The 25,652-nt window shown below is 46.5% G+C and carries 23 protein-coding genes; all 23 read right to left on the reverse strand.

From position 1 onward, the window contains the following. Nucleotides 1-34: 34 nt before the first annotated feature. The gene (locus KQY15_RS01555; RefSeq protein ID WP_308160214.1) at nucleotides 35-1,357 is read right to left on the reverse strand and encodes a flippase; all 1,323 of its coding nucleotides are present in this window, start codon (nucleotides 1,355-1,357) and stop codon (nucleotides 35-37) included. 355 nt (nucleotides 1,358-1,712) lie between these two features. Further along, a complete protein-coding gene (locus KQY15_RS01560) occupies nucleotides 1,713-3,170 on the reverse strand; it encodes a Slr4 family S-layer protein (RefSeq protein WP_217666632.1) in 1,458 nt (485 codons plus the stop codon). 175 nt (nucleotides 3,171-3,345) lie between these two features. Further along, nucleotides 3,346-5,430, reverse strand: coding sequence for a secretin GspD/PilQ domain-containing protein (locus tag KQY15_RS01565; RefSeq protein WP_217666633.1), 2,085 nt, complete (start codon nucleotides 5,428-5,430; stop codon nucleotides 3,346-3,348). 19 nt (nucleotides 5,431-5,449) lie between these two features. Beyond that, nucleotides 5,450-5,947, reverse strand: a complete 498-nt coding sequence (locus KQY15_RS01570) for a hypothetical protein (protein ID WP_217666634.1) — start codon at nucleotides 5,945-5,947, stop codon at nucleotides 5,450-5,452. Next, nucleotides 5,944-6,495, reverse strand: coding sequence for a hypothetical protein (locus tag KQY15_RS01575; RefSeq protein ID WP_217666635.1), 552 nt, complete (start codon nucleotides 6,493-6,495; stop codon nucleotides 5,944-5,946). The genes KQY15_RS01570 and KQY15_RS01575 overlap by 4 nt, the downstream gene beginning before the upstream one ends. Next, nucleotides 6,482-7,705: a hypothetical protein gene (locus KQY15_RS01580; protein ID WP_217666636.1), complete on the reverse strand. Its 1,224-nt coding sequence runs from the start codon at nucleotides 7,703-7,705 to the stop codon at nucleotides 6,482-6,484. Before KQY15_RS01580 ends, KQY15_RS01575 begins: the two co-directional genes overlap by 14 nt. Next, entirely contained in the window at nucleotides 7,686-8,603 is a 918-nt protein-coding gene (locus KQY15_RS01585; RefSeq protein ID WP_217666637.1) for a type II secretion system minor pseudopilin, read from the reverse strand. Before KQY15_RS01585 ends, KQY15_RS01580 begins: the two co-directional genes overlap by 20 nt. Then, complete coding sequence (locus tag KQY15_RS01590) at nucleotides 8,600-9,295, reverse strand: type II secretion system protein (protein ID WP_217666638.1); 696 nt, start codon at nucleotides 9,293-9,295, stop codon at nucleotides 8,600-8,602. Before KQY15_RS01590 ends, KQY15_RS01585 begins: the two co-directional genes overlap by 4 nt. Beyond that, nucleotides 9,274-9,699 (reverse strand): type IV pilus modification PilV family protein, encoded by a 426-nt coding sequence (locus KQY15_RS01595; protein WP_217666639.1) that lies wholly within the window; start codon nucleotides 9,697-9,699, stop codon nucleotides 9,274-9,276. The genes KQY15_RS01590 and KQY15_RS01595 overlap by 22 nt, the downstream gene beginning before the upstream one ends. Next, on the reverse strand, nucleotides 9,696-10,082 hold the full coding sequence (locus KQY15_RS01600; protein ID WP_217666640.1) for a type II secretion system protein: 387 nt from the start codon (nucleotides 10,080-10,082) through the stop codon (nucleotides 9,696-9,698). Before KQY15_RS01600 ends, KQY15_RS01595 begins: the two co-directional genes overlap by 4 nt. A gap of 6 nt (nucleotides 10,083-10,088) precedes the next feature. Beyond that, complete coding sequence (locus KQY15_RS01605; protein WP_217666641.1) at nucleotides 10,089-11,291, reverse strand: type II secretion system F family protein; 1,203 nt, start codon at nucleotides 11,289-11,291, stop codon at nucleotides 10,089-10,091. Continuing rightward, entirely contained in the window at nucleotides 11,291-12,946 is a 1,656-nt protein-coding gene (locus tag KQY15_RS01610; protein WP_217666642.1) for a GspE/PulE family protein, read from the reverse strand. Before KQY15_RS01610 ends, KQY15_RS01605 begins: the two co-directional genes overlap by 1 nt. Beyond that, nucleotides 12,943-13,344: a type II secretion system major pseudopilin GspG gene (gspG, locus tag KQY15_RS01615; RefSeq protein WP_217666643.1), complete on the reverse strand. Its 402-nt coding sequence runs from the start codon at nucleotides 13,342-13,344 to the stop codon at nucleotides 12,943-12,945. The genes KQY15_RS01610 and gspG overlap by 4 nt, the downstream gene beginning before the upstream one ends. Before the next feature lie 96 nt (nucleotides 13,345-13,440). Then, nucleotides 13,441-14,319 carry a glycosyltransferase family protein gene (locus tag KQY15_RS01620; protein WP_217666644.1) on the reverse strand — a complete coding sequence of 293 codons (879 nt, stop codon included), beginning with the start codon at nucleotides 14,317-14,319 and terminating at the stop codon, nucleotides 13,441-13,443. Then, nucleotides 14,316-15,197, reverse strand: a complete 882-nt coding sequence (locus KQY15_RS01625; protein WP_217666645.1) for a glycosyltransferase — start codon at nucleotides 15,195-15,197, stop codon at nucleotides 14,316-14,318. Before KQY15_RS01625 ends, KQY15_RS01620 begins: the two co-directional genes overlap by 4 nt. A 62-nt stretch (nucleotides 15,198-15,259) precedes the next feature. Further along, nucleotides 15,260-16,261 carry an NAD-dependent epimerase gene (locus tag KQY15_RS01630; protein ID WP_217666646.1) on the reverse strand — a complete coding sequence of 334 codons (1,002 nt, stop codon included), beginning with the start codon at nucleotides 16,259-16,261 and terminating at the stop codon, nucleotides 15,260-15,262. Between the two features lie 26 nt (nucleotides 16,262-16,287). Continuing rightward, complete coding sequence (locus KQY15_RS01635) at nucleotides 16,288-16,845, reverse strand: sugar transferase (RefSeq protein ID WP_217666647.1); 558 nt, start codon at nucleotides 16,843-16,845, stop codon at nucleotides 16,288-16,290. Then, nucleotides 16,839-17,801, reverse strand: a complete 963-nt coding sequence (locus KQY15_RS01640) for a UDP-glucose 4-epimerase family protein (RefSeq protein ID WP_217666648.1) — start codon at nucleotides 17,799-17,801, stop codon at nucleotides 16,839-16,841. Before KQY15_RS01640 ends, KQY15_RS01635 begins: the two co-directional genes overlap by 7 nt. Before the next feature lie 110 nt (nucleotides 17,802-17,911). Continuing rightward, the gene (gene asnB, locus KQY15_RS01645; RefSeq protein ID WP_217666649.1) at nucleotides 17,912-19,858 is read right to left on the reverse strand and encodes an asparagine synthase (glutamine-hydrolyzing); all 1,947 of its coding nucleotides are present in this window, start codon (nucleotides 19,856-19,858) and stop codon (nucleotides 17,912-17,914) included. A gap of 76 nt (nucleotides 19,859-19,934) precedes the next feature. After that, a complete protein-coding gene (locus KQY15_RS01650; RefSeq protein ID WP_217666650.1) occupies nucleotides 19,935-22,196 on the reverse strand; it encodes a glycosyltransferase family 4 protein in 2,262 nt (753 codons plus the stop codon). 69 nt (nucleotides 22,197-22,265) lie between these two features. Next, nucleotides 22,266-23,396 carry a glycosyltransferase gene (locus KQY15_RS01655; protein WP_217666651.1) on the reverse strand — a complete coding sequence of 377 codons (1,131 nt, stop codon included), beginning with the start codon at nucleotides 23,394-23,396 and terminating at the stop codon, nucleotides 22,266-22,268. Then, entirely contained in the window at nucleotides 23,393-24,403 is a 1,011-nt protein-coding gene (locus KQY15_RS01660) for an EpsG family protein (protein ID WP_217666652.1), read from the reverse strand. The genes KQY15_RS01655 and KQY15_RS01660 overlap by 4 nt, the downstream gene beginning before the upstream one ends. A gap of 123 nt (nucleotides 24,404-24,526) precedes the next feature. Next, nucleotides 24,527-25,651, reverse strand: a complete 1,125-nt coding sequence (locus KQY15_RS01665) for a glycosyltransferase (RefSeq protein ID WP_217666653.1) — start codon at nucleotides 25,649-25,651, stop codon at nucleotides 24,527-24,529. Nucleotide 25,652 lies beyond the last annotated feature (1 nt).

Raw genomic sequence — 25,652 nt, forward strand, 5'->3', positions numbered from 1 at the left:
TATTAACGACCATTTCAGCCAATACAACAGAATTCTACCTGCGGTTATTAATGACACCGGCTTGCAGCACACAAATAAGTTGGTTTCGGGTACTGCGGGCAAAAAACAAGAAAAAGAACGATGCGTAAGCATAGGAAATCAGCGTTGCCCAGGCTGCCCCCGCAATACCCATAACAGGAATTAACCATAAATTCAGCCCAATATTCAGTAGCGCTCCTATACCGTGGCTAAGCAACGACAGCGGCTCCTGCTCGGTGATCAGTAAATGCTGGCTTATCAGATAACGAACAAACACAAAACAGCCAGCCCAGATATGAATACGCAGCACCAGCACAGCAGCGGCAAAGCTATCTCCAAACAGTAGGTTGATAATCCAGGGGGCGGTGACCGACATAATTAAGGCGATAACTAACGCACAACCAAAAAACAGTACGGCATAACGGCGAAGTTTAAGGTAATAGGGTGTCCAGCCCTGCTGATGCGCTTTAATCATATCTGGATAATACCTGGCAGCAAATGTCGCTGGAAATACATACCATAGCTCCGACAAACGGCTGGCAGCAGCATAAATACCGGCCTGCTCAGTGCCGGCCATAGCCCCCAGCATAACAATATCTATTTTCAGATAAATTACCGACACTATGCCCGATAGCCATAACCAGGACGAACGCTTCAGCAATAACCTTGCCTGCTGCCAGTCAAACCAGCGTGGATGATAACGCGGCCAGCACGGCTCACCGTCTTTAAAAGGCTGTTGCTTACGAAGGTAAAGCCAGTACTGCGCCATACCCACAACAAAAAATTCAATACCAGTCAGCAGTAACAAGCTGGCGATACCAAAACCATAATAAAGCAGCACCAGTTTAATAGCGAAGCTTAAAAGAGAGATAACCGCTTTGGCGTACGCAGTACTGCGAAACGTGCCTTGAAAATTAAGATAAAACTCAAACAACAAAAAGCCGATAAATGCCTGCAGCAAGAACAATACTGCGATGGCAACAGCAGTGTTACCGCTAAACATATCAGGGTACAGTAAAAAAAACGCCAGCAGCATCAGGCTGCCAGCAATCAGCCCCAACACCAGGCGCAAGGTCACTGCGCTGTAGAGCATTGTCATAGCTGTATGGCCGTTGTCGTGCTTTACCATCTGCCGCACAACAATATTATTCAGGCCAAGGCTGGAAATGGGAACTAAAAATGCGCTCCATGCCATTACAATAGAGTATACACCCAGCTCACTGGCACCCAGCATACGGGCAACGAATACGGTAAGCACGGCTCCAGCGGCTAGCTTTATCAGCTTATCGCCCAGCATAGCAGCAGCACGGGCATAAAAAAGTTTTTTAATCAGGCCCACTTGTTGTCTTCATCAAAAATGAAAAAATTATATTAACAATCCGTCAGGCTTGGCTGCCAATCGGAACAGTCAGTATTATTGACCTGAACGGATAACAACAAACCAGCAAGCTCGGCATAAACTAACACGGTAACGTTCACTAAAAAGTTTTTAAATCGTCACGCAAAAAAAAGCCCAATAGGTATTGGGCTTAAAAGTGTTTCATTTCAATGAATTCGGTTTTAGCTGTATAGCTCTTGTAGTATACGCCGGAACAAAGAAGAATGCTGCAAAAAAAAACAGATTAATTTGTTTTTTTAAGAAATTTATCAAAAAAAAAGCGGGCTAAAGCCCGCTTTTTTAATACTAAGAAAAATTACTTAGTTTGTACTTTAGAATCGTTGTTAACGATTGCACGCTCTGAAGTAGTGTTATCAGTGTATGCAGCGTAAACGATTACATCGTTCTCTGGTACGTTAGTAGTAATCTGGAAAGAGAACTTAACCGGAGAAGTAGTGCTTACACCAGCAGCAGATAACGCAGCATTTAAGGCACCAGCAACTGAAGTTACTGAACCTGGTGCTGAAGTACCAGCAGCATAGTTAGAAGCGATTGTAGTACCGTCTTCAGCAAATACGTCTAACGTGATGTTACCAGACTTAGAGCCGTGGTTGGTTACGTTAGCAATAATACCGAAACGACCACCGCCAACTACCATATAAGGTACGCGAACCTGTGAACCGTTCAGAGTCCAGGCACCAGCAGATTTAGGACCAATTTCCAGAGTCTGAGCAGTACCAGTGTTGTAATTGATGGTATTGGTTACAGTGTAAGTACTTGCATTCAGAGCTGCAGGGGCCTTAGCACCACCCTGACGAACGTCGAAGGTAGCAGTTACTGCAGTAGCAGGGGCATCAGTACAGGTGAAGGTCATGCTGGTAGCAGTGAACGTAACACCAGTAGCGCCATCAGTTGCACCGGTACAACCAGTGATCGCAACAGCAGAAGCAGGAGCCTGAACGCCAGCAGTAGTAGAGCTGGTATCAGTAACCCAAGAGAAATCACCGTTAACTACGTACTTAGAAGAAACGTAAGTTACCGGAGCCAGGAAGGCAACAGGAGCCATAGGGCCAGTGCCATCTGGATCAAAGGTAGGGTTCTGAGAAACAGTTACACCTAAAGCATCCTGGAAAGTAGCACCAGTGAAGCTTAAACGGCTGTCGTTCACATCGATAATAGCATCAAGTGTAGTTACAGCAGTAGAGAACTCAGAAGCAGTGTAAACTAATTTGAATGATGACTTGGTGCCAGCATCAATAGTTACGCCACTAGAAGTTTGCGCTGCATAAGTAACGGTTAAGCCGCTTCCAGATTGTAACTTAGCAGCATTAGCAGCGAAAGTTGCACCAGCAGCGATAGTGAACTTCTGACCAACAGTAGTAGTCGCTGTTGATACTTCAGTTACACGGTAAGTAACAGAGGTAGCAGTTGAGCTTAACAGACCTAAAGTAACTGGCGAACCAGCAACGTTAGCAGCCGGAGTACCATCAGCATTCAGAGTATCTGAAGTAGTGATAGTGCTTTTGAACTGAGAAGCTGCGATAGCATCGTTAGAGAAAGTAAAGGTGATGATATCGCCAACAGCGTATTCAGCGCCTAAAGTTACTTCCAGGTTTTCACGTGGAATAGTTACTGTAGTTGCGGTGTTTGATAAGCGCTCAGTTGAGAACGCAACTGCAGTGCTGTCGTCAACGATGTTGACTGCAGCTACTGCATTTACAGAGAAACCAGCAACTGCAACGGCCAGTAACGTCTTTTTAAAAGTAGTCTTCATTAGAACTATCTCCAATTTCATGAAATTGAAACACATCGGCGTCGTGCCTTTGTTTCTTGTTTTAGTAAGAAAGTGGGTCGACCCAAATTCTTCCTAGCATTCTATAACCGAAACAGCGTTTGTCAACGCAAAACTTTTAGTTATTTTACGTTAAGTTGTTTTTACAACTTAATTTTCACTCGATAATTTTCAGGTTTTGCAGTCCGGTATCCAGTTTATGGCGAATTTGCTGCCAATGCTCTGGTTGATCTATTACCCGGGGGGTAATCAGGATAACCAGTTCGGTTTTGGTTACACTGTCTTTCTGACTGCGAAATAAGGCGCCTATGCCAGGCAAGTCACCAAAAAAAGGCACCTTACTGGTTGATTTATTTGTGTTTTCTGAAATCAAGCCACCCAGCATTATGGTTTGGCCACTTTGCGCCAGCACTTCGGTTTTCAGACTACGTTCAAAAATTGCCGGGCTGCCCGCGAGCGTGCCACCATCAGTAGTGTTTGAAATGCTTTGATCAATTTGCAGTACCACTAATCCCTGAGCATTAATGGTCGGGGTTACTGTCATTCTGACCCCGGTTTTCCGGTACTCTACTGTGGTGGTTTCGGTTTCAGTGCCCGGGTTCACCGAAGTGCTGCCCACTGTAGGCACATCTGTGCCGACATTAATATTGGCACTAACGCCGTCACGCACCACCAGGCTGGGGTTTGATAACACATTGACGTTGGTTTTCGAAGCCCGTAAGTTCGCCAGAAACTCTTTGCCAACATCCAGATACGATAAACTTAAACCGCCGAATTCCTGTACGCCAAAAGCACCCTTGGTGCCATAGCCAAAATTACCATTCTGAATAGCAAACTCCAGCCCCATTGACAATTCATCGGTCAGGGTTACCTCGGCGATGGTCGCTTCCAGCAGAATTTGTTTAGGCATAATGTCTAACCGGCGGATCATCGGCAGCAGAGTTTGATACTGAATGCCCGACGTATAAAAAATGATGGTATTTGAGCGCTCATCCACCGTCATGGTCATATTTTCATTACTTACCGTTACCGATGCCTGACGTCCAGCTGTGCCCATACCCTGCTGCTGATTGCGTGAGCCGGTATCAGTGGCGCCATCAAATGCACTGGCGGTATCACGGCTCTGATTACCTTGACGGTTACCAGAAGATACAGTCTGGCCTATAAGTGGTGCAATAGAAGCGCCCAGATCACTGGCCCTGGCAAAACGGGGATGGAATATATAGTAGCGTTTCTGGGCGCCTTCGCTGGGTTTATCAAGCTGTTTTGCCCAGTAATTTACTCTGTCCAGATAAAAAGGCTCACTGGCAAATAATGCCACGGCACCAATCTGATCCAGTGGCACCATCGAAATGTTAGTTTTCGGGTTTGGGCCGGTGTCAGCGGGTATACCCTCTGAGGCCAACAAGCGATTCACCTGCTCAATAAACTCTTCCGCTGACAGATAAGTCAAACGCAAAATACCAACATTACGGCCACGGTTAGCTGGCATATCCAATAGCTGAATTAAATCCAGCGCACGCAATATTTCATTTCGTTCGGCAGTAATAAACAGCATGTTTTTTTCAAAATCAGGGGTGATTTTGGCGTTGATTAGCTCGCGTAGCGTTCTTTCCAGGCTGATATTAATACCATACTTTATTGGTACAATTTGCATAATCTGCCCAACAACCTGCGGTACATCCTGGTAGGCGCGGCCAATACCTAACACCGTTGAAGCATTATTCTGGGTTTTCGGGTGAATAAAATAGGTGTCTTCGCGCAATGAAATCGCGATGTTACTGCTATCTAATAATTGCGCCGTTAACAGAAATAACTCCCTGCTGGAAACAGGCTGTTGCAAATGCAGACTCTGCGGCTGACTTAATGTGCTGATGCCGTCAGTAATAACATAATTCAGCTTTAGCATGTCGCCCATAACCGCATGAATAAACTGCTCTGTCGGCATTTTATCCGCCGCAAAACTAATTTTATTGCTGTCAGACAATCGCAACGCGGCGTCTTGCTGGCTGCTAAGCGTGCGCTGCTCAACATCAAGGCTTTTCAGCGCCTGATAGCCACTGGCCTTAGCGGCAGCCGGATCTTCGTTCTGCTCTGCCTCATTGTTGTCGGAGCTGCTGTAATTATCGCCGCTGGCAATCCGGGAAGAACTAACACTGTAACTGTCATCATGTGACGTCGCACAGCCACCGATAAATAAGCTGGCAGCAATGCATATACTGAGTCTGCTAATTTTTTTCATTGATAAATAAAACTCTGTTTTAATACTCAGAAGAGGCTGAGACCGGGTTAAATAATCGCAACTCAACTTGCTGCGGGCCCCTTACTATCGTAACGTTCCGTTGGCTGACCCCACTAAGCCGGATGTCACCGACCTCTTCACCCGCCATTAACCGGACATATTGTACCGGTTGACCATCTGTTTGTAAGGCTAACACTGCAGTGGGCTGCTGCAGCTGATATATCGCCAGTAGTGCAATATTGGTATTACCAAGCCGGGTGTTATCATAGCCTGCCAATGGGTTGTCCGCCGCAATGTCCGTGGCCACAGCCTGCTCTTCCGGCAGAGCCCACGCCGCCATCAGCTGCAGCAGTGTATCAGCATTGTAAGGTAAAGCGTTATCTGCCAGCGATATTGCAGACTGATTAAGTTCACGCTGACTGGAATCGCCTGCCATATATACCGAATTAACAAAATGAACCATGCAAAGTAAGGCTGTGCCAACGACGGTTAATCCAACCGCTTTCTGCTTTGTCATACGGCCTCCGACAAGCGGTAATCTACTTCAAGCAGCAGGTTTAATTCAATCCGGCTACTGCGGTTCAGGTCGCCGCGCCAGGTTGCTCTGATATCTCGTAACAGGGCATGCGGAAACTGCTGCTCCAGCGCCAAATGCAGTTGCATTATCCTGCTGGCATCGCCTTCAAACCGCAGTGAAATTCTGCCCCGATGAAGATTAAATACCTGAAGCGGAGTATCAGTGAGCCAATCAAAAAACGTCACTGAGACGTTATGCTCAGCTGCAAGCTGCTGTAATTGCTGTTGCAAGGCTAACCGATACGGGCCAGAACCTGCCACAACCGGAAACGGGCTTAGCAATGTCTGCACTTGCTGCTGTTGAGTGGCCTGCCACTGTTGCAACAGGTCTTTCTGTTCAAGCAACGCCTGTGAGCGTTCCAGCCGCTTATTCAGGCCGGCTAATTGCTGCTGCTGCGCCTGTTGTACCTGCTGCAGGGGTAGCAATACAAATTTTATAACCACCAGTACGACAACCAGGCTAATCAGCGCGATTTTATTTTGCAGCATGGTCAGCCTCCGGTTGTTCACGACTTGCAACAGAGTCTACAGCAGCAGCCTCTGAAGTACTGCCGGCAGCGACTGGCTGCTGTGTCATTAGCAGACTGATAACAAAAATGTCTTTGTCACGCTGCCGGCGCACTGATGAATCAAACCGGGCTTCTTCAATAAGTGCTGAAGATTGCAGCGCTGTTAGTACCGCCGTTGCCTGATTGGCCTGGCCGCGCAATATTATCCGGCTGTTTTCAGTTGTAATATTCTGCAGAGCCAGGCTGGAATCGTGTTGCAACAGCGGGATAAGCACCTGCCACAAATGCGCACTATAAAACTTATCGGCACGGTGTTGTATCAGTATTTCAGCATCAGTTGCCGTAGTTTGAAGTTGCTGCTGTAAATCAAGCAAATGTGTTACGTCTGTACCTAACTGACTGATCTGCTGCTGACGCTTATCAATCGCGTACTGATAATAGCCCGCAACAGCCACGATATAAATCACTGCCACAGCGCTAGCGGCAACTGTCATTGCTTTTAAAGGCAAAGCGCGGCCTGCTACTTTGTTACGCTTAAATAATGCCAGCTTCGCCAGTGACGGTAATGTTTTGCCAAGTGCGCTAACCAGATAATCAGCATACCTGTCATCCGGCACCACTTCGCAACGGGCGACATCAGACACGCCATTATTTAGCGTAAAACTACTGAAATCCGGGCAAAAATTACTGATGCGTTGCGACACAGGCACCGCTGCAGCGCAATTCAAAAAATAGCCGGTGAAAGCGGTTACCTGATACACTTCAGGCGCCGGCGCAACGCTACGGTTTTTTATTGCCTGCCATAACAGCAATGTTTCAGGGATCAGAATGCAATTAAAATCGACATTTTTTACCATTTCATCAGAAATGACCACCGAGCACACCGTGCGGCTTTGGCCGTCTTCCGGACCAATAAAATGCAGCACATTGGCCTGATGCTGAAACTCTGTTTTCAGAACTTGTTTCAGTTCAGTTAACTGGGTCACCGGATATTGCTGCACAAATTCCTGATAGTGTAACCGGCTGACAATGATAATCCGGCCCGGCTTTGCAGTTGCAGCTGCAACCAGCTGATATCTGCCGTTGCGGTACTGAAACTGATGCAGCCCGCTATGCCAGTAGCTGATATTGTTCTGCAACAACCAGCGTAAAGGCCGGACAATGTAATTCTCAATCATTCGATGCTGCATTCAACATATCCGTGGGAGTGTTACGCAAACGATATTCGTAAATATCAAATGGTTGCCGCTGATAAGGCATAAAGCGCAATGTTAATTCGCGACTTAGTCTAACATCGGCATTTTTGACTGTGAAGCCTATTCTGTAGGCAGGGCCAAAGCTGAAGCGACTAAATTCATCAATCGACATCGCAGTCAGGCTTTCAAATAACTCTGCAGTTAACGTGCCGCTTCGCCGCAAACGGCTCAGCTCCTGTACCTGATTCTCTGGCAGGTACAATCGCCACAATGTTTCAGGCTGCTGATTAACATTTACGCCCTGGGTAAAAAAACTTAATAAAGGCGCTAACTGAGCATATAACTGTGGTGTCACACCCTTAATGAACAATAACTCTTCAGTGTACTGCAATGGTCCGTTGCGTACCGTCACGTTGGAATAATCTGGCTGCTCAGCACCGTCAAGCCGGGGAGTATTATCCCGGTCCTGCCAGTCAGCCAGTGCTGCGGCGATTTGGTTGCCGAGCGCCTGTGAGCCTGCATGTTGTTCTGTAAAACGTGCTAACAACGCTTCATTAGGCATCGCAGCGTTAAGCAAGCCTGACGTGTCGTGAATTGTCAGCTCAACGCCGTGAAACATAAAAGGCGTGCCATAAAAGTTCCAGTCAGGCGCCTCAGCCAGAATGCCCTGCTCAAGCTGGTAAGGCTGCTGACTTAACATACTGAACAGTATTTCGGCCTCGGCACTTTGCAGGGCCATGGCCGCAGCAGTATATTGCTGCACGGCCTCTGCCAGTCTGATATGCTGGCGGGCCTGATAATTCATCGACATCAGAATGACACTAAGCAACACACTTAGCAGCAACACCTGAATTAACGCTATGCCTCGTTGCGATGAGAAAGCGTGTTTCATAGCGGATTCTCTAATTCTTCACGGGAAATATTTAAGCGTGAACGATCAGCTACCGCAAACTCTAACGTAAAGTCAGCCATTACAATTTTGATTTTTTGCGGATGTAACCGGCGCCTCAGCGCATCATACTCGTCAAACCACTGCGCTTGCGCCGTTAAACTAACATCGATATTAGCCATGGCTGCCATTCTGACCTCAATGCTTTCCCAGCCATAATAGCTGAAACTAAGCTCAGATAAATCGGTCGATATAATCCGGCGTTTGTTGAAGGGTAGCGTTTGATCGGCACTTTTCAGCACAGTATGCTGCAATGAAGCCTCTTCGTATACCAGTTGAAATGTGCCATCAGCATTCGCTTCCCTAAATACCCGGATAACGGCGGGATAGCCGATATTGAAAATCGGCGAATAAGTAACGGCGGTAAACCCCTCCTCACGCCCCAGAAAATAAAAAGCCCGGTTGCCCTGATCGGTTACCGCCATTGGCAAGATAGCCTGCATGGCATCGAGCAGTAATTCATTATTGCGGTAATTCTGGTAAGCACGTTCAATATTTGAAAGATCACGTCGCCACGAATCGGTGTAAAGCTGATATGCGGTGGCCGCCAGCACTAACATGCCGAGCATAATACTCATGGCAATCAGCAGCTCCACTAAGGTAAAACCGCGTTTTAAAAAGCCGGAGGCAGCCATGCCAGCTCCTTAAATTGCAATTGTTCTGTCCGCCCATCGAAACTCAGTTGCAGTTCCACCTGATATAGCCGGAAACGCTCGATAGAATCGGCGCCGGAGGACACAGTACCGGCATCAAAGCGCGGCGGCGCAGAGCCAGTTCTGATGACAACAGCCTGCCACTGAAAGCTGACATTCTCCAGTGAACCGCTACCAGACAGCGTGTCCTGTGGGTTAGTACGGATTTGCTGCTGAATTGTCAGCGCAATCATCCTGGCGGGCTGCAGCGTTTTAATTACTTTGCCGGCCTGAGCACTGCTTTGGCGCAACGTCTGGATAGTCACCGCGCTTAAACTCAGCGCAGCGAACAAAATAACGGCTGCGATTAATACTTCAACCAGCGTAAGCCCGCGACAGTGCTTCACAGCCGCTCCGCCAGCTCAAGCTGTTGCTCTGTTTTTCTCTTTAACACCTTAATATGCGTTGCATTTGCATAACCGTTAGCATTAATCATAAGGGCCTGCTGAGGGAAAAACAAAAACTCAAAATTCAGCTCTGTTTTATCTTCACCAACATAACGGATCAGTTGTTTGCCATCGAAGCCGAAACGCACGGCCTGGCCTTTTAAAAAGGCGACTTTTGCACTGTCTGCCAGATATTGCTCAAGTTGCTGATATTCTGCTGCCGCTTTTGCCTTATCAACTTGTTCTATCATTAGCGGTGCCACCAGGCTCAGCATCGTGGTCATAATAGTAATAACCACGAGTAACTCGATAAGCGTGAAACCTGCCGGTTGCCTGCAGTTCATAACGGCTTATAAACCCACATCGGTAGCAGAGGTGATGCTCAGCATCATAATAACCACCACCCCGCCGACGATGCCGCCCATTACCAGGATAAGTAATGGCTCCAGTAAACTGGTAAAACGGGAGACCCAGTCAGTAAACTGGCGCTGACTGCGCTGGGCTATTTCTTTAAATATCCGCGCCAGCTCGCCACTTTCCTCACCGACACTGAGCAAAGATGCAAAAAAATCCGGAAATAAACGGGTTTGCCGTAATGCCACTGATAGCTGATCGCCACGCTTGATTTTACTAATAGCAATCTGCATTTCAGCTCGCAGTTCACTATGTTTGATATTGCCGTTTGCCAGCTCCAGCGCCTGATCGATAGCAACTCCGGCATCAAGCATCATCGCCAGACCACCATTAAAGCGGATACGTTCTACCAGCAAAATGGCCGGCTTAAACAGTGGCAAGCGAATAGCCAGCCATTGCCAGCGCTGCTGTAACACTTTATTTTTCCGATAGTAAAACAGCAGAAAAATGCTAAGCGCAATTGCGCCGAACAACAGTAACTGGTATTGCTGCAACCAGGCTGAAGATGACAACAACATCACGGTGTAAAATGGTAAATCCTGTTGTCTTTCAAACATCGTGGCCATATTTGGCACAACGTAATTAAAGATAAACAATACAGAGGCAACACAAACAAAAAGAATTACCGCAGGATAGGTTAATGCCTGGGATATTTTCTTCTGCAAGTCACGTTTAAAAGCCAAATCTTCCGCTAATTGCCGGAAAATAGCTGCCAACCGCCCTGTTTTTTCGCCAATACTTATCAGGTTGATATAGAGTGGATCAAATAAATCATTAAAGCCGGCAAGTACCTGTGATAACTGTTTACCACTGCGAAGTTCTGTACTGATTTTATTCAGCAACTTCGCTAACGCCGGTTTCTTATTAGCCGACTTTAACAAATCGATGCCTTTATCAATTTTCAGGCCGGAATCAAGCAGCAGTGACAATTCTGCCGTTAAAAATTCAATATCAGCCAGATCCACCCTGCCTGAGCCGAACATCGCGTCAGCTTGCAATGGTTTTTCAGGCGCAACCGACTTTAACAAGATCCCCTGCTGGCGGAGGATCTGCTGCGCAGATTCTGCAGTAGCAGCCTCAACTGAGCCCGTCACCCGGGCTCCTGACTTATCAAAACCGCTGTATTCAAACACTGCCATTATCCGGCAACCCTTAATACTTCTTCAATTGTTGTTGTGCCTTGTAATGCTTTTAGCAAACCATCTTCAAGTAGCGTTCTGCCACCATGCTTCCGGTTCTGAGCGCGGGCCAGCTGAATAAAGTTCTGATCTTTTGGGATCGCTTTAATTTCATCCGTACATCGCAAGTATTCGATTATTGCTAACCTTCCCTTGTAACCCGTATGGTTGCAACGCTCACACCCTGCCGCCTGAAACAGGTTTATCTGGCCATGATTTAATGCGGTTGCATATTGCTGCAATTGGTAACGCTCGCTAAGTGCGGTTGCATCTTCTGCTGGTATTGCACAGTCAGGGCACAGTCTGCGAACCAGGCGCTGCGCGACTATAGACACCAGGGCAGCATTGAGTAAAAACTCCTCAACGCCTAAATCAAGCAAACGGGTGTAAGCACTTGGCGCATCGTTAGTGTGCACGGTAGAAAAAACCAGATGACCTGTTAATGCCGACTGCATAGCAATGGCAGCCGTTTCTTTATCGCGGATTTCACCGAGCATAATAATGTCTGGATCCTGCCGTACAATACTACGCAGACCTGCGGCAAAATCAAAACCGATATCGGACTGCACCTGCACCTGATTTATGCCATCAAGCTGGTACTCAACCGGATCTTCAAGGGTAATAATCTTCACGCCGGGGGTGTTTAATTTATTTAAAAAGGTATACAAACTGGTTGTCTTACCTGAGCCAGTCGGGCCAGTCAACAGCACCACACCCGCCGTGGTTTTGATGTCCTGCAGAATTTTTTGTTCAATGTCAGCAGCAATACCAAGCACTTCCATATCGTAACGGATGGCATCCTTGCGTAAAAATCGCATCACCACACTTTCACCGTCATTCAGCGGCAATGCCGAAACCCGGATATCAAGTTCAATACCACCAATCCGCATTTCAATTTTGCCATCCTGCGGTCTGCGCTTTTCAGCAATATCCATATTACTGAGGATTTTGAGCCGGGTGGTCACTGGCAATACCAAAGCGGCGGGGATCGTATCTATATCCTGTAGCACACCATCAATCCTGAACCGCACTTTGCCCCTACCTTGTGATGGCTCTATGTGCATATCTGAGGCGCGCTGGCGCAATGCTTTAGTAATCAGAGCATTTAGCAGGTTTACGGTAGGCGCCTCTGACGCCAGCTCCCGCAAGCGGGCCTCTTCCACCGAGGTCAACTCGTCTGAGCGTGCGGTATCTTCCTGCTGCTGGCTCATCGCAGCTAACTTATTAAACTGCTCAGCACTGGCCATAACCAGTTTGCAATCTACCCCGAGTGCGGTGACGATTTCCTGAGCATCTTTATTCAACGGGGCAATGGTAACAAATTTCCATTCAGTCCCGTCAAGAGCGAAAGGCATCCAGCCTTTCTCTGTTAATGAGGCCACCGGCATTGTCTTTGCTTGCTCAGGTAATGTCCAGTCGCTGATATGTTCATCATTAAGGGTAGGCAACGACAAAAGCTTAGCGTAAAAATCTGGCAGGGTTTCTGAAGATAAACTGCCCATACTAACCAGAATGTGTTCCAGCTGACCGCCATATTTACGCTGAAACGCAGATGCCTTTTCTACATCAGCAACACTGACACCAAACGACTGCAGCAACTGAGCAAGATTACTCATTTATGAACGATATCCGCGTCGTCGCCCTCGCCGCCCGCACGGCCATCCCTGCCGTACGACATCAGATTAAAACTGGTACTGCCTTCAGTAGCACTAGTATAAACATAAGGGTTGCCCCAGGGGTCAAGCGGCACTTCTTTTGGTAAATAAGGGCCATCCCAGTTTTTATGATCGCTTTTAACCAGTTCATCCAGCGTTGTCGGATATCGCCCGATATCTAAACGGTAGGTATTGAGTGAGGTTTCCAGTAATTCCATCTGGGCTTTTGCCGTTTTAATTCTTGATGAGTCCACTTTTGAGAACATTTCCGGTGCCACTAAAGACGCCAGCAAACCAACAATAACAATGACGATTAACAGCTCTATCAGCGTGAAACCGCGAACTTTCTTAAGCTTCATGGATTATCCTGTGTTGAAAATATCTTACTGTAAATGCTGCGGCATATTACCGTACGGCCATAGACTGAGCAAGGTTACACTAAAAGACATCAGACGCTAGCCGGGCAAAATAGTTTCAAAACCGGCATCGGCTATTCGTTGTTGCCAGCGCCAGGCTTGCCGGCTTTGATCACTGATATCAGCCGCTTGTGGCTGAGGCCAGGCGGTAAGCTGTTGCAAGTCATGATACTGCAAAGGGTGCTGGTTCAGAAAGTCAGTTACCCAACTGTTTTTATTGCCAATAACCGGCAAACCACAAGCAGCGTATTCCAGCAGTTTGGTCGAGGTTTGAAAGTGGTAAGGATAGACATCCGGCAGATAATTGAGACCAAACCGTGCCTGATTCAGCAAAGCGGGTATCTGGCTGTTAGGTACTGGCCCCATAAACCGGACATTGGCATAACGCTGATATCGCTGTTGTAAATAGACGGATGGCTGACCTACCAGCCAGATACTGGTATGGGGGCGCAGTTTTAACACAACATCCAGTGCGTGTTCCAGCCTGCGGCTTTTATCCATAGAGCCGGCATAGATCAGATCGCACTTTTTCCCGGCATCAAGCTGCTGCTTAAAATGACCGGCAATCCCCATATCACGAAAGCGCTCTGGCACAGCATCGTTAAAACGCATCAGCCTGCTTTGTGTTTTATTCTGAAATACCCGCAAATCAGGTGTGGCATTAAGTTGCCGTTTTATCAGATCTTTAACGCGGGCCAACGGTGGGGTTGATAAAGAGGCGTACTCATGGACGATAAACTGACCAGGCTGGGGCTGGTAGCGGGAAAACCCCATAAAAAACCAGACAATATCATAGCCAGATAAATCGGCAGCCGGATTGCTGACCTCCACGTGATAGCGGGGGCGGAAATAATCGGTGTAAGCCTGTAACTCCGGCAGCTGGGCTTTGGATTGATGAACAAAACACAGTGATTTCATCTTATAACCCTGTTAATTAACAGTGCCAGCTTACCCAGTCTTTGGCTAACAAGGACTTTAACCACCCGCAAACGCTGACTCAATGGCAAGCGAACAAATGCCCGCCACGGAAAGGCGTTGTTATTGAAAATTGCCTGATTTACCTGATGACTTGCCAGTTGCGCCTGATTCATGAACCTGCGGTGTTTTTCAAGCAATAATTGGTAGCCGCTTTCACGCCGGCTCGAGCCGGAAATACGTTCCGACTGATGATCCTGATGTAAAATGTAGCTGCAACTTTTAATTCGGTAGCCATCACCAAAGGCCGCAGCGAGCCGTAACCAGGTGTCATAATCCTGGCAACTGGGCATGTCCGGATCAAAGCCATTAATCGTTTGCAAAGAGCTTGTCAGGGTAAAAATCTGGTTACCGACCAGATTGGCAAACAACAGCTGCTGATAACTGATGACTCTGGGGCGCCGGGCAAAACAGAACCGTCGCTGTTGCTCATTAATAACGGTATAACCGGTACATAAGAACGCGCAGCCGGGGTGGCGATGCCACTGTTGCACCAATTCACTGATCCGCTGTGGCATAAACTCGTCGTCATCATCAAGACCAGTGATAAATTGGCCTCGGGCAAGCTCAATAGCCGTATTTCTGGCAACAGGCGCGCCACTGCTCTTTGGTAAATATCGATAGATTACTTCTGGGAATTGCTGCAGCAACTGCTGATTCTGCTGCGCATGCGCCGGTGCAGAACCGTCATCCACCACAATAATTTCAATATGAGGATAAGTTTGCGCCAGACAGCTGCCAACCGCCCTCGCCAGTAGCCCGGGGCGGTTATGGGTTGCAATATATACCGTAACTAGCGGCAACTGCTCTGGCATGGCCATATTTTACGTTAATACTCCCAACAACAGGCTCGCACCAGCCGGCCTGACTACCCGGCTGGGCCTTAGCATTGATAATAATCGCGATACCAGTTTACGAACTGCTGCATGCCCTGCTCTATTGGCATTGCCGGTTTAAACCCTACTGCGGCTTGTAAATCATCAATATCGGCATAGGTGGCAGGTACATCACCATCCTGCATTGGGTAATACTCTTTAATGGCCGTTTTGCCGGTAGCTTTTTCGATGGCTTCGATAAAGGTCATCAGTTTTACTGGCTGGTTATTACCAATATTAAATATTTTATAGGGAGCAAAACTGGCCGAGGCATCACTACTTTGCCACTGGGGATTAGCGACAGGTGGCTTATCCTGAATGCGCAGTATTCCCTCTACGATGTCATCAATATAGGTGAAGTCGCGCATCATCTGGCCATGATTAAACACTTTAATTGGCTGGTCAGCCAGAATGGCTTTGGTAAACAAAAAAGGTGCCATATCGGGCCGGCCCCAGGGGCCGTAAACGGTAAAAAAGCGCAACCCGGTTGTCGGTATACCATACAAATGGCTGTAGGTATGGGCCATTAGCTCATTGGCTTTTTTGGTTGCAGCGTACAACGATACCGGGTGGTCGACCCGATCGCTGGTGCTAAAAGGCATTTTACTGTTCATGCCATACACCGAGCTCGATGAAGCATAAACCAGATGCTCTATTTTATGTCGGCGGCAGCCTTCCAGTATAGTCAGGGTACCTATCACGTTGCTATCGGCATACGCCATCGGGTTTTCCAGTGAATACCTGACACCAGCCTGAGCCCCCAGATGAATAACCCGCTGAAATTGCGCTGTGGCAAACAGCGCAGCAATCCCTTCACGGTCGGCAAGGTCCAGCTCGACAAAATTAAAGCCGGCTTCGGTTTGTAAAGGAGCAAGACGGTCACGTTTAAGTTGTACATCGTAATAGTCGTTAAGGTTATCAATACCGGTAACCGTATGACCCGAAGTCAGTAAACGTGCACATACAGCAGAGCCAATAAAACCGGCGGCGCCGGTGACAAGAAAATTCATTCAGATATTCCCAGATACAATTGTAATTAACCTTTTTTAACCCTGTCGCCACTGCCCTTACCGGCCACTGTCATCAGGATAAATTTAAAGTAGCTAGCCAATGTCATGTTTTGCAGCATTTTTGCGTCGGTTTCGGCCAGTAATAAAGGTGTCGACATATCAATATCATTTACCTGAGCCAGGCCGGTAATACCGGGCCGGGCATTTAATACGCCACGCTGCTCGCGTTCGTCTATTAATTCCTGCTGGTTAAATAAACATGGCCTTGGCCCAACCAGGCTCATGTCACCCTTTAATACGTTCCACAGCTGGGGTAACTCATCCAGTTTAGTTCGGCGTAAAAAGCCACCAAAAGGTGTTATGGCGCTGCTACTGGCCAGATGGCTGGCCACATGGGCAGTGTCTGGTCGCATAGTGCGGAATTTTACCAGGGTAAAAGGCTTTTTATGCCGGCCAACCCGAACCTGACGAAATATCGGCGAGCCGGTATCAAACAAGCCAATAACTGTAAGAATTATCAGCACCGGCAAACCAAACAACAAGCCGAAAAAAGCAAATATAATATCTAATAAACGAATTAACATAGATCCTCATTCATAAAACAACGCTTAATCCCCTCTTCCACCGAAATCGGCGGCGTCCAGTTCAAGGTTGCTTTGGTATGCTCAATATCAAGCTGTAAATTGCCACACAGCCGATCTATTACCGCCTGTTTACCAGTCAGTTTACCTGCTAACCGCAACCAGCTGACTGGCACCGGCAATAACCTGGGCTTCTTACCTGCAGCGCAGGTCATCAGTTTTAATAATTCGGTCGTTGAAACATCCCGATCATCACTGACTAAAAATATCTGATTGGCCGCTTTGGGATGGTCGATGCAGGTCACAACAAGATCGACAAGATTATCAAGTGCTACCAGGCTGCGCCTATTATCTATTGCGCCAAGTGGTAACGGCAAATTCTTTTTTGCTAAGTTAAGCATTGCCGCAAAATTGGCTTTTACCCCATAGCCATAGACCAGCGGCGGTCGGATAATGACGATTTCCATTTTTGTTTCTTTTGCCAGTTGCATCAACTGCTGCTCAGCCTCAGCTTTAGACAAACCATACGCATCTTGTGGAGAGACCGGCTGACCAGCAGAAAATGGTTTGCCGGTTATGGTCTTTTCGCCATTAACCTTCACTGAACTGATAAATATAAAGCGTTTTACCCCTGACTCTGCTGCCTGACGCGCCAGGTTTAATGTGCCTTCAGTGTTCACGGCGCGAAAAGCTGCCAGCGGGTTGGCGGCGTCGTCTGCCATCTGGTGTACTCTGGCAGCTGCATGAACAATTACATCAATCTGACAGTCAGTTATTACCTGTTGCCAGGGAGTAGCGCTATTCAGTGCAGCAATCTGGAACTGTTTAACCGCAGCTGGCATGGCGGCTACTTTTCGGCTGACACTGACAGCATTAAAACCAGCTTTAACTACCCTGGCTAATACTCCACCGCCGACAAAGCCGTTAGCGCCGGTTATTAAAATATTTGGTTTACTCATTTATTCTGTCTGCTGTTGGTTTTATGCTCTGTTCAAAAGGGCGCTACTGTATTAATAATAACGTGCTTACGCAAATTCAGTTTCAAGTGAACAGCAAACTTAGCTCCTGATTAATGTGTTTCTTTTGAGTGATATTTCTGGTACCACAGTTGAAAAATTAAAATACTCCATAAAATGCCGTGCCAGTTACGAACTCCAGTCAGGTGCTCCTGCCATAGCTTATCAACCAGAGAGGCGTCAAAAAAGCCTTGTTGCGCTAATAAGGATGGCGACAACAAATCGCTGGCCCAACTTTTAAGGGGGCCGCGTAGCCATTCGGCGAGGGGTACAGCAAAACCTTGCTTGGGGCGTTCTATCAGGTCTGGCGGAACATAACGGTATAGTATCTTACGCAACGCCCATTTCGATGTTTTATGTCTGACTTTCAGATCTAACGGTGTCTTAGCTGCAAACTCATAAACCTGATGATCCAGCATTGGCACTCGGGTCTCCAGCGAGCATGCCATTGCTGCCCGGTCTACTTTTACCAGAATATCGTCTGGCAGATATGATACGGTATCAAATGCCATCGCCCGCTCCAGCGGATTCGACGAACTAATTGTTGCCCTGGCCTGACGTAGTAATGTATCAGGTTCTGTCGCTCCCAGGACAAATTGCTGTGGCGTTGAAGTATGAGATATCAGCTTCAGGTATAAGGCATCGAAGCTATCGGCACTGAGCAACAGCGCAGCTTTATGCAACTTATCACCCAAAAGCTTAATGTTAAAACGGCCTGGAATTAACGGCGTCAACGCATTTAACCAGTTTACCGGTACGCTATTAATTGTACTCGCTGCAACGCGACGCAGAAAAAATGGCAGACGCCGGATACGCTGCCATAATTTTAATGCCGCATAATACCGGCTATAACCACAAAATAGCTCGTCGCCGGCATCACCACTCAATGCGACGGTTACCTGGCTGCGCGCCATCTGACAAACCAGAAAAGTAGGTAGCTGAGAGGAATCAGCAAAGGGTTCATCGTAAATATCCGCCAGCCTGGGCACAACATCCAGTATATCCTGTTCTGAAACATACAGTTCCCGATGCTTAGTTCCTAAGTGATTTGCTACTGCTTTTGCAAACACCGCTTCATCATATTGCTTTTGGGTAAATCCAACCGAAAAAGTCTGAATGGGCGCGTCTGATTGCTGCTGCATTAAGGCGACAATTAAAGAGGAATCAATCCCGCCAGATAAAAATGCCCCCAACGGTACATCAGCTATCATTTGTCGCTTTACTGCCAGGGTTAATACCCGCTCCAGTTCGTCAAGATATTGCTGTTCCGACTGCGACTGCAATTTTTCGCTATTCCGGCTGTCGAGTGCAGACCAATAAGCTGATATATCAATCTTAGGTGTCCTGGCAGAAAGTGTCAGAATAGTTCCGGGCTGTAATTTGAATAATTGCTGGTAAATACAGTGGGGCGCAGGAATATAGTTATGCCGTAATAACAGGCACAATGCGTCACGATTGATCTCTGCTGAAAAATCAGGATGAGCTTGCAATGCCTTAAGTTCGGAACCAAATAAAAAACTGTTGTTCTGCCAGCCGTAATAGAGCGGTTTTTCGCCTAGCCGATCCCGAACTAACTGCAGACATTCGGTTTGCTTGTCCCAAAGTGCAAAAGCGAACATGCCGACACAGCGCTGCAACGCCGCTTTTACGCCCCATTGGACTATTGCTGCCAGCAAAGTTTCAGTATCGGAATGACCAGACCAGGTTAAATCAGATTGCAACCCGGCCAGCTCTGCACGAATATCCAGATGATTGTATATCTCGCCGTTGTAGGCAATAACATAACGGCCACAGGCAGAGTGCATAGGCTGCTGACCCGCTGCTGACAAATCGATAATCGCCAGACGACGATGGGCCAAACCTATGCCAGCGTCAGCGTCAAACCAAACGTCAGAACTGTCTGGCCCTCGGGTATGAATCGCCTCACCCATTTGCTGCAGAATGTGTTCTGCGTTGGCAGGAAAAACCTTATTTTGAAAAAAGCCTGTAAAACCACACATTTACCGAAACCCCAAATTATTTTTAACGCAACACGGCTTAAAAAATAAATACACCGACAAAACATAAGTTTTTAATTTAATCTTTTACTGTTTCTGGCGTGAGTTCAGCATAAAGCTCAAAATAAGCAGAGACGGTATGGTCAATGTTATATTTTTGCAAGGCGAGTTTACGGCCATTTGCTGCCATCTGACCACGTAATGTTTTATTCAGATATAAAGATTCAATAGCGTCAGCCAATGGCTGCACTTGCTTTACCGGCACCAGCAAACCGGTTTCGCCATCGATAATAGCATGCCGGCAACCTGGTACATCAGTGGTAATGATTGCCCGGCCACATGCCGCGGCCTCAATTAACACTTTAGGTAAACCTTCCCGGTATGAGGGCAATACAACCAGATTACTTTTGGCAAAAACCTGTGGAATGTCGTCCCTGAACCCCAGAAACTCGACCAGTTTCTCATCTTCCAGTTGCTGAATAAGCTTTGGGGAAATAGATGCCGGATTACCTTCATCGGTGTCACCGGCCACCCAAAAACGGATATCCGGGTACTTCAGCTTCAATAACCGTGCGGCAGCAACAAACTCCATAAAACCTTTGTCTTTTAATAAGCGGGCAGCAAAGATTACGGTAAAGCTATCTGCCGGCTCCGGAACCACATGGTACCTGTCCAGATCAACCCCGGCGCCATTAATAATCCGTGCCTTTTCTGGTACGACGATATCCGACGCCAGGAAGCTTTGCATATCAGAGTCATTTTCAAAAACGGCCAGTAAATTTGGATGAGCAAAAACCCTTTTATATAAAAAACTGACCAGGCCACGAACTAAAATTGCCCTGATGCCATGATGAATAAAAACGTAACCTAAACCGGTGACGACCGCCAATACCCCAGGCACATTAGTTAATCGTGCAGCCAGACCGCCATAAATAACCGGCTTAATGGTCATCAAATGAACAAGTTCCGGCTGAAGATGGCGAAACAATTTTAACAGATAGAAAAACGATCTAAATTCTGAGAATACGTTCTTACCACTGCGGCTTAACGGTATGACGTGATGGCTTAGTCCTGTTGCAGTAATATGAGGTATTTCAGGGCCGGCCATTGTCGCAACATGAACATCGTAGCCTCTGCGCTGCGCTTCCTTGGCTTCGGGTAACCAATGCGACAGGAAAAACTTCGCAATATTAACTACAAATACCATTTTAGGCTTGTTGCCCCGATACAAGCCCAGATGCGTTGAAATAACAGAGTTAATATCAAATGCCTGTTCAGCAAGCTGCCTGCTGGCGACACCCATTTGCCTGCGCATTGACTCGTTTTTGACCAGTTCTACAATGGCGCTGGCTATAGCAGAAGCATTTTTAACCGGCACCAGTAACCCTGTTACATCTGGCGTTATTGCGTCACGACAACCAGGTACATCAGTGGTAATAACGGCCCGGCCACAAGCCGCTGCCTCAATAAGACTTTTGGGTAATCCTTCACGATAAGAAGGTAATACAATCACGTTGGCCTGCGCCATAGTGGCATTTATATCTTTCTGATAACCCCAGTGTTCAACTATTCCTTCCTGCACCCAGCCAGCAATATCGGACACAGATACCGATTTCGGATTGCCTTCATCAGTATCTCCGACCAGTACCATGCGAATGGGTATAGTTTGTGCCTTCAGCTGGCGAGCCGCTTCGACAAACTCTAAAACGCCTTTGTCATATAACAACCGTGCTACCAGCATAATTACCGGAATAGTTGTTGGCTCAGGTGCAACATGATACTGGGACAAATTAACACCAGAGCCCCGGATCATTACAACCTGTGACGGCTCTATAATACCTTGCTTTAATAACAGCTGTTTATCGTCAGGATTCTGAAAAATAACTTTGGTGTTTGGGGTATGTAAAGCAAAGCGATACAGCAATGACACTGCTGAACGCAGCAGGCTGGCTCGCAGACCTCTGGCGATAAAAATATATCCTAACCCGGAAATAGAAGCCACTCGTTGTTTTATTCTAAGTAACCGACTGGCTATGCCACCATAAATAACCGGTTTAATTGTTACCAGATGAACTATATCTGGCCTCACCTTGCGTAACATGGAGAAAATCCCCTGAAACGCAAATATCTCTGAGAAAATGCCAGTACCGCTTCGCGACAAGTCTAACTGATGCAAGGTAAAACCGAGCGACTGTAAATACTCAGCCTTATCAGTAAAATTACAGGCAAGATGAACATCATACCCTTCCTGTTGCGCTGCCAATGCGATGGGTAGCCGGTGAGAAATAAAAAACCAGTCTACGTTAACGATATACAGCAATCGCTTTTTAAGTTCCGTCATAGGGTCTTCCAGGTTTGCAGCATCAATAAACATTGGTTGCCAGCGCTGCAAAATAATTGAATACCCATATTAATTCGGCCCTGACCATATTGCAGCGAAGCGGTTTATCATTTTACTGATATCAAACTCTTGTGTTACCCAAAGCTTTGAGTCCCTGCCTAACGTTGACCAGCTGGCTTTATCAGCTGACTTTTTAAACATTTGGGCCATTGCTGCACTTAGCTGCTGAACATTTTCAGGCTTAGTGACGATACCATGCTCGCCTACTATTGCCGCTGCATCACCCACGTCAGTAACGATAACAGGCGTTTCACAAGCCATCGCTTCAACCACCACGTTAGGAAAGGCTTCGCCATATGAACTGGACATAACATGCAAGTCGATACCGCTCATCACACCAGGAATATCGTCAGACTCACCATAAAGTATTACCTTTTTTTCTACCTGATAAGTAGTTATCAGCTTATGCAATGTTGCGTTATCACCGGTCATGTCTCTGCCAACGAGTATAAGATAAACGTTATCTTTACCCGCTGCGAATTGCGAAAAAGCGCTTAGCAAACTCTGATGATCTTTTTGAGGATGCCAACGGGCAACATTACCAATCAGAAAATCATTATCCTGCATTCCTAAGCTGGCTCGGAATTCCAATCTCTTTGCCTCACTAAATGTCAGCCTGGCAAAGTTATAACCATTTGCGACAAATTCAAACTTAGATCCCTTATAGCCCTTTTCAATATGGATAGCTTTAGCGTTCTCAGAACAACAGATAATTTTACGTGGAACAAAAGATGATAAAAAAGCGCAAATTTTTACTATTACCCGAATAGACAATGGTGTTACAGCCTTTTCGAATGTTGAATGACGTATTGACCAGAAAACATTTCTCTTAAAAAACAGCAATGCATAAACAGATATCATTAAATCAGCGTGATACATCCAGGATTGAAAGGCCACAGGCTTGACCCGTCGCTCAGCCCGCCTCAATGCAAACAGCCCGCTGATAAAGCTGATTAAGCCTTTAATATTAAGACAGGTAACTTCAACACCAATTTTTTGCAGCTTCTCTACGTATTTACCACCAGAGGTCATGGAAAAAACAATATGTTTAGACGATTTGTCGTTTTCAATAAGCCGGTATAGCGCGCCCTCTGCGCCGCCATTGCCCAAACCGGTTATCAGGTGGATAACGTGTTTCATAGATCAGTAACTCCATAGCCCATCAGCGGCAATTGAGATTTCATTAGCCAAAGCAAAATTGTGTAGAACATTAAGGACATGTAAAAGGCGATTTTACGCCACTGGGTTAGTGCGAGAGAGGCGAGAAACAGTAAGACAATGGTACTTTCAAATATTCGTCCGGAAACTGGTAGTAAAAAGTAGCATGATACATAAAATATCAGGGTTCCCACCACAAAGCTGTTATTTCTTAAAAAAGTCTTACCTTGCATCACAAAAATAAACAAAACGAAAACCCAAAAGATAAAGCCCAGGCCTGACACCTCATACTGAACATAAGACTCGCTCTCAGCTTGTCTGGCGCCCAGTATCGAAGCTAATGAAAAAACCGTTCCGCCGACTGCAGCTCCCATCAGAGAATAAGTAAGTATTCTCAAATCTGCTCCAAACCGGAAGTTTGCCAACAAATGAGACACCAATAAGATCAGCAGTACAAAGAAAAAGCTTGAGTGAACAAAGGGCGCAATCGCATACAGAAAATACTTTAGGAGTGGACGTTGGCAAAACCATGCATACATAAAAATGGCGATCGCTACGCCCTGCCGCAAGTGGATAATATGGTTTTTAATTACCTGCGGCATTAATACGATAAGGATTAGGAACACGAAAAACTTGCTGTTGAATCTGAGCACCAGATAACAGACTGTAAATGCTGGCACACCAATCAATATTCTGACAGTGGCTTCAGGGCTGAATACAGAATTTAAAATAATATTAATGCCTAACCAGACCGGTTCGTTCATCAGTGCGGCCAAAACGCCATTTGCAGCATTTCTGGCCAGTATAACGATGGAGAACTCTGCAAAGGTTAAGTAATTTTCCCTGTCTAGAAATACATCAACGGGAAAAGAGGCAAGTATTGCCGCGTACAGCAGAGCAAAAATGAAGCAATAAATTTTGTAGTTACGTGTAGCCTCAGCCAGCGTGTTGTTCTGTAATGTAAAATCATCTTTTCTCAGGCTTAACATTGCACATTACCCCGAACTACAACAGCTGTGGCATTGCCATTATCCGTATGGTCAGTATGTAAAATATCATACCCGGATAGTACAGTACCTGAGTTTGCAATCAGCTGAGAATCCGTCATTCAATTACACCTTGTTTTCACAAAGAAATGTACGCCAGGTATTAAGAATGTTACGGCGGGAAAATCGTTTGGCCGTATCCTGTATCCGCTGATGATTCCAACTTTTTACTGCAGCAGCTTGCATGGCCTCTGCTACCGATTCAGCCGTGCGGCTGTTAACCAGATAGCCATTAATATCATGTTCTACTATTTCATCAGGGCCGGAAGGACAATTAACCGAAACAACTGGCGTTCCCAGCGTTATCGACTCCACCAGCACATTGGGAAATCCTTCGTATAACGATGTTAGCAAGGTAAACTTTGCATCACGATAATATTGCACTGTATCTGCCTGGAAGCCAACAAAATCAACCTTACCGGCTACGCCCAGGCTTTGTGCGATGGTTTTTAACTCAGCCTCAAGTGCACCTTGCCCTGCAATTTTCAGACGATACTGAGGATTTGTTACCGAGAACAATGCAAAAGCTTCAATCGCTAAATCAAAGGCTTTTTGCTGTTCCAGCCGACCAATACACAATATATAAGCGCATTCGGAACCACTAATATTGGAAGAACTGGCTGCTTGCTGCTCAACAAGCTGGTTTACCGGGTTATAGATTACACTGGTCCGCGACTCAGATATGTTCATAGTATTCAGCAAATCCTGCTTCATACCCCGACATTGGTTAATAATATGATCAGTTTTACTGTACAAACGCTGCAGCAATGCGCGTAGTACCCGTGTTTTAACAGAGGATGATTTTGGATCCAGACTGGCGGAAATGGTATTAATATTTCGGGCAATCAGCTGAAAATCAAAGCCTAAAAATGGCCTTATCAATACCATGACCACTGCCAACTCATAATTAAAAACAATTACTTTATCGGGTTTAGTTTTTCTTAAGTGCTTTATTAGCGGTAAAAAAGAATAACGGGCATTGCTGACATTAAGGCTGGTTTGCCGCACCTTTTCTGACAATCTGTCCTGGTAAACAGCTCTCTGCATGTTTAAGACTACAAGTTCAACATCCATCCCCTGCCCGGCCAGGCCACTGGCTACGGTGACACAGACCCCTTCAGCACCGCCACCGGTGAGTGAACTAAGGACAAAGCAACAACGCGGACTTTTATCAGCTGTTATATTATTCATT

The organism is Arsukibacterium indicum (genome assembly GCF_019100565.1).
In the GTDB taxonomy this organism is placed as follows: Bacteria; Pseudomonadota; Gammaproteobacteria; order Enterobacterales; family Alteromonadaceae; genus Alishewanella; species Alishewanella indicum.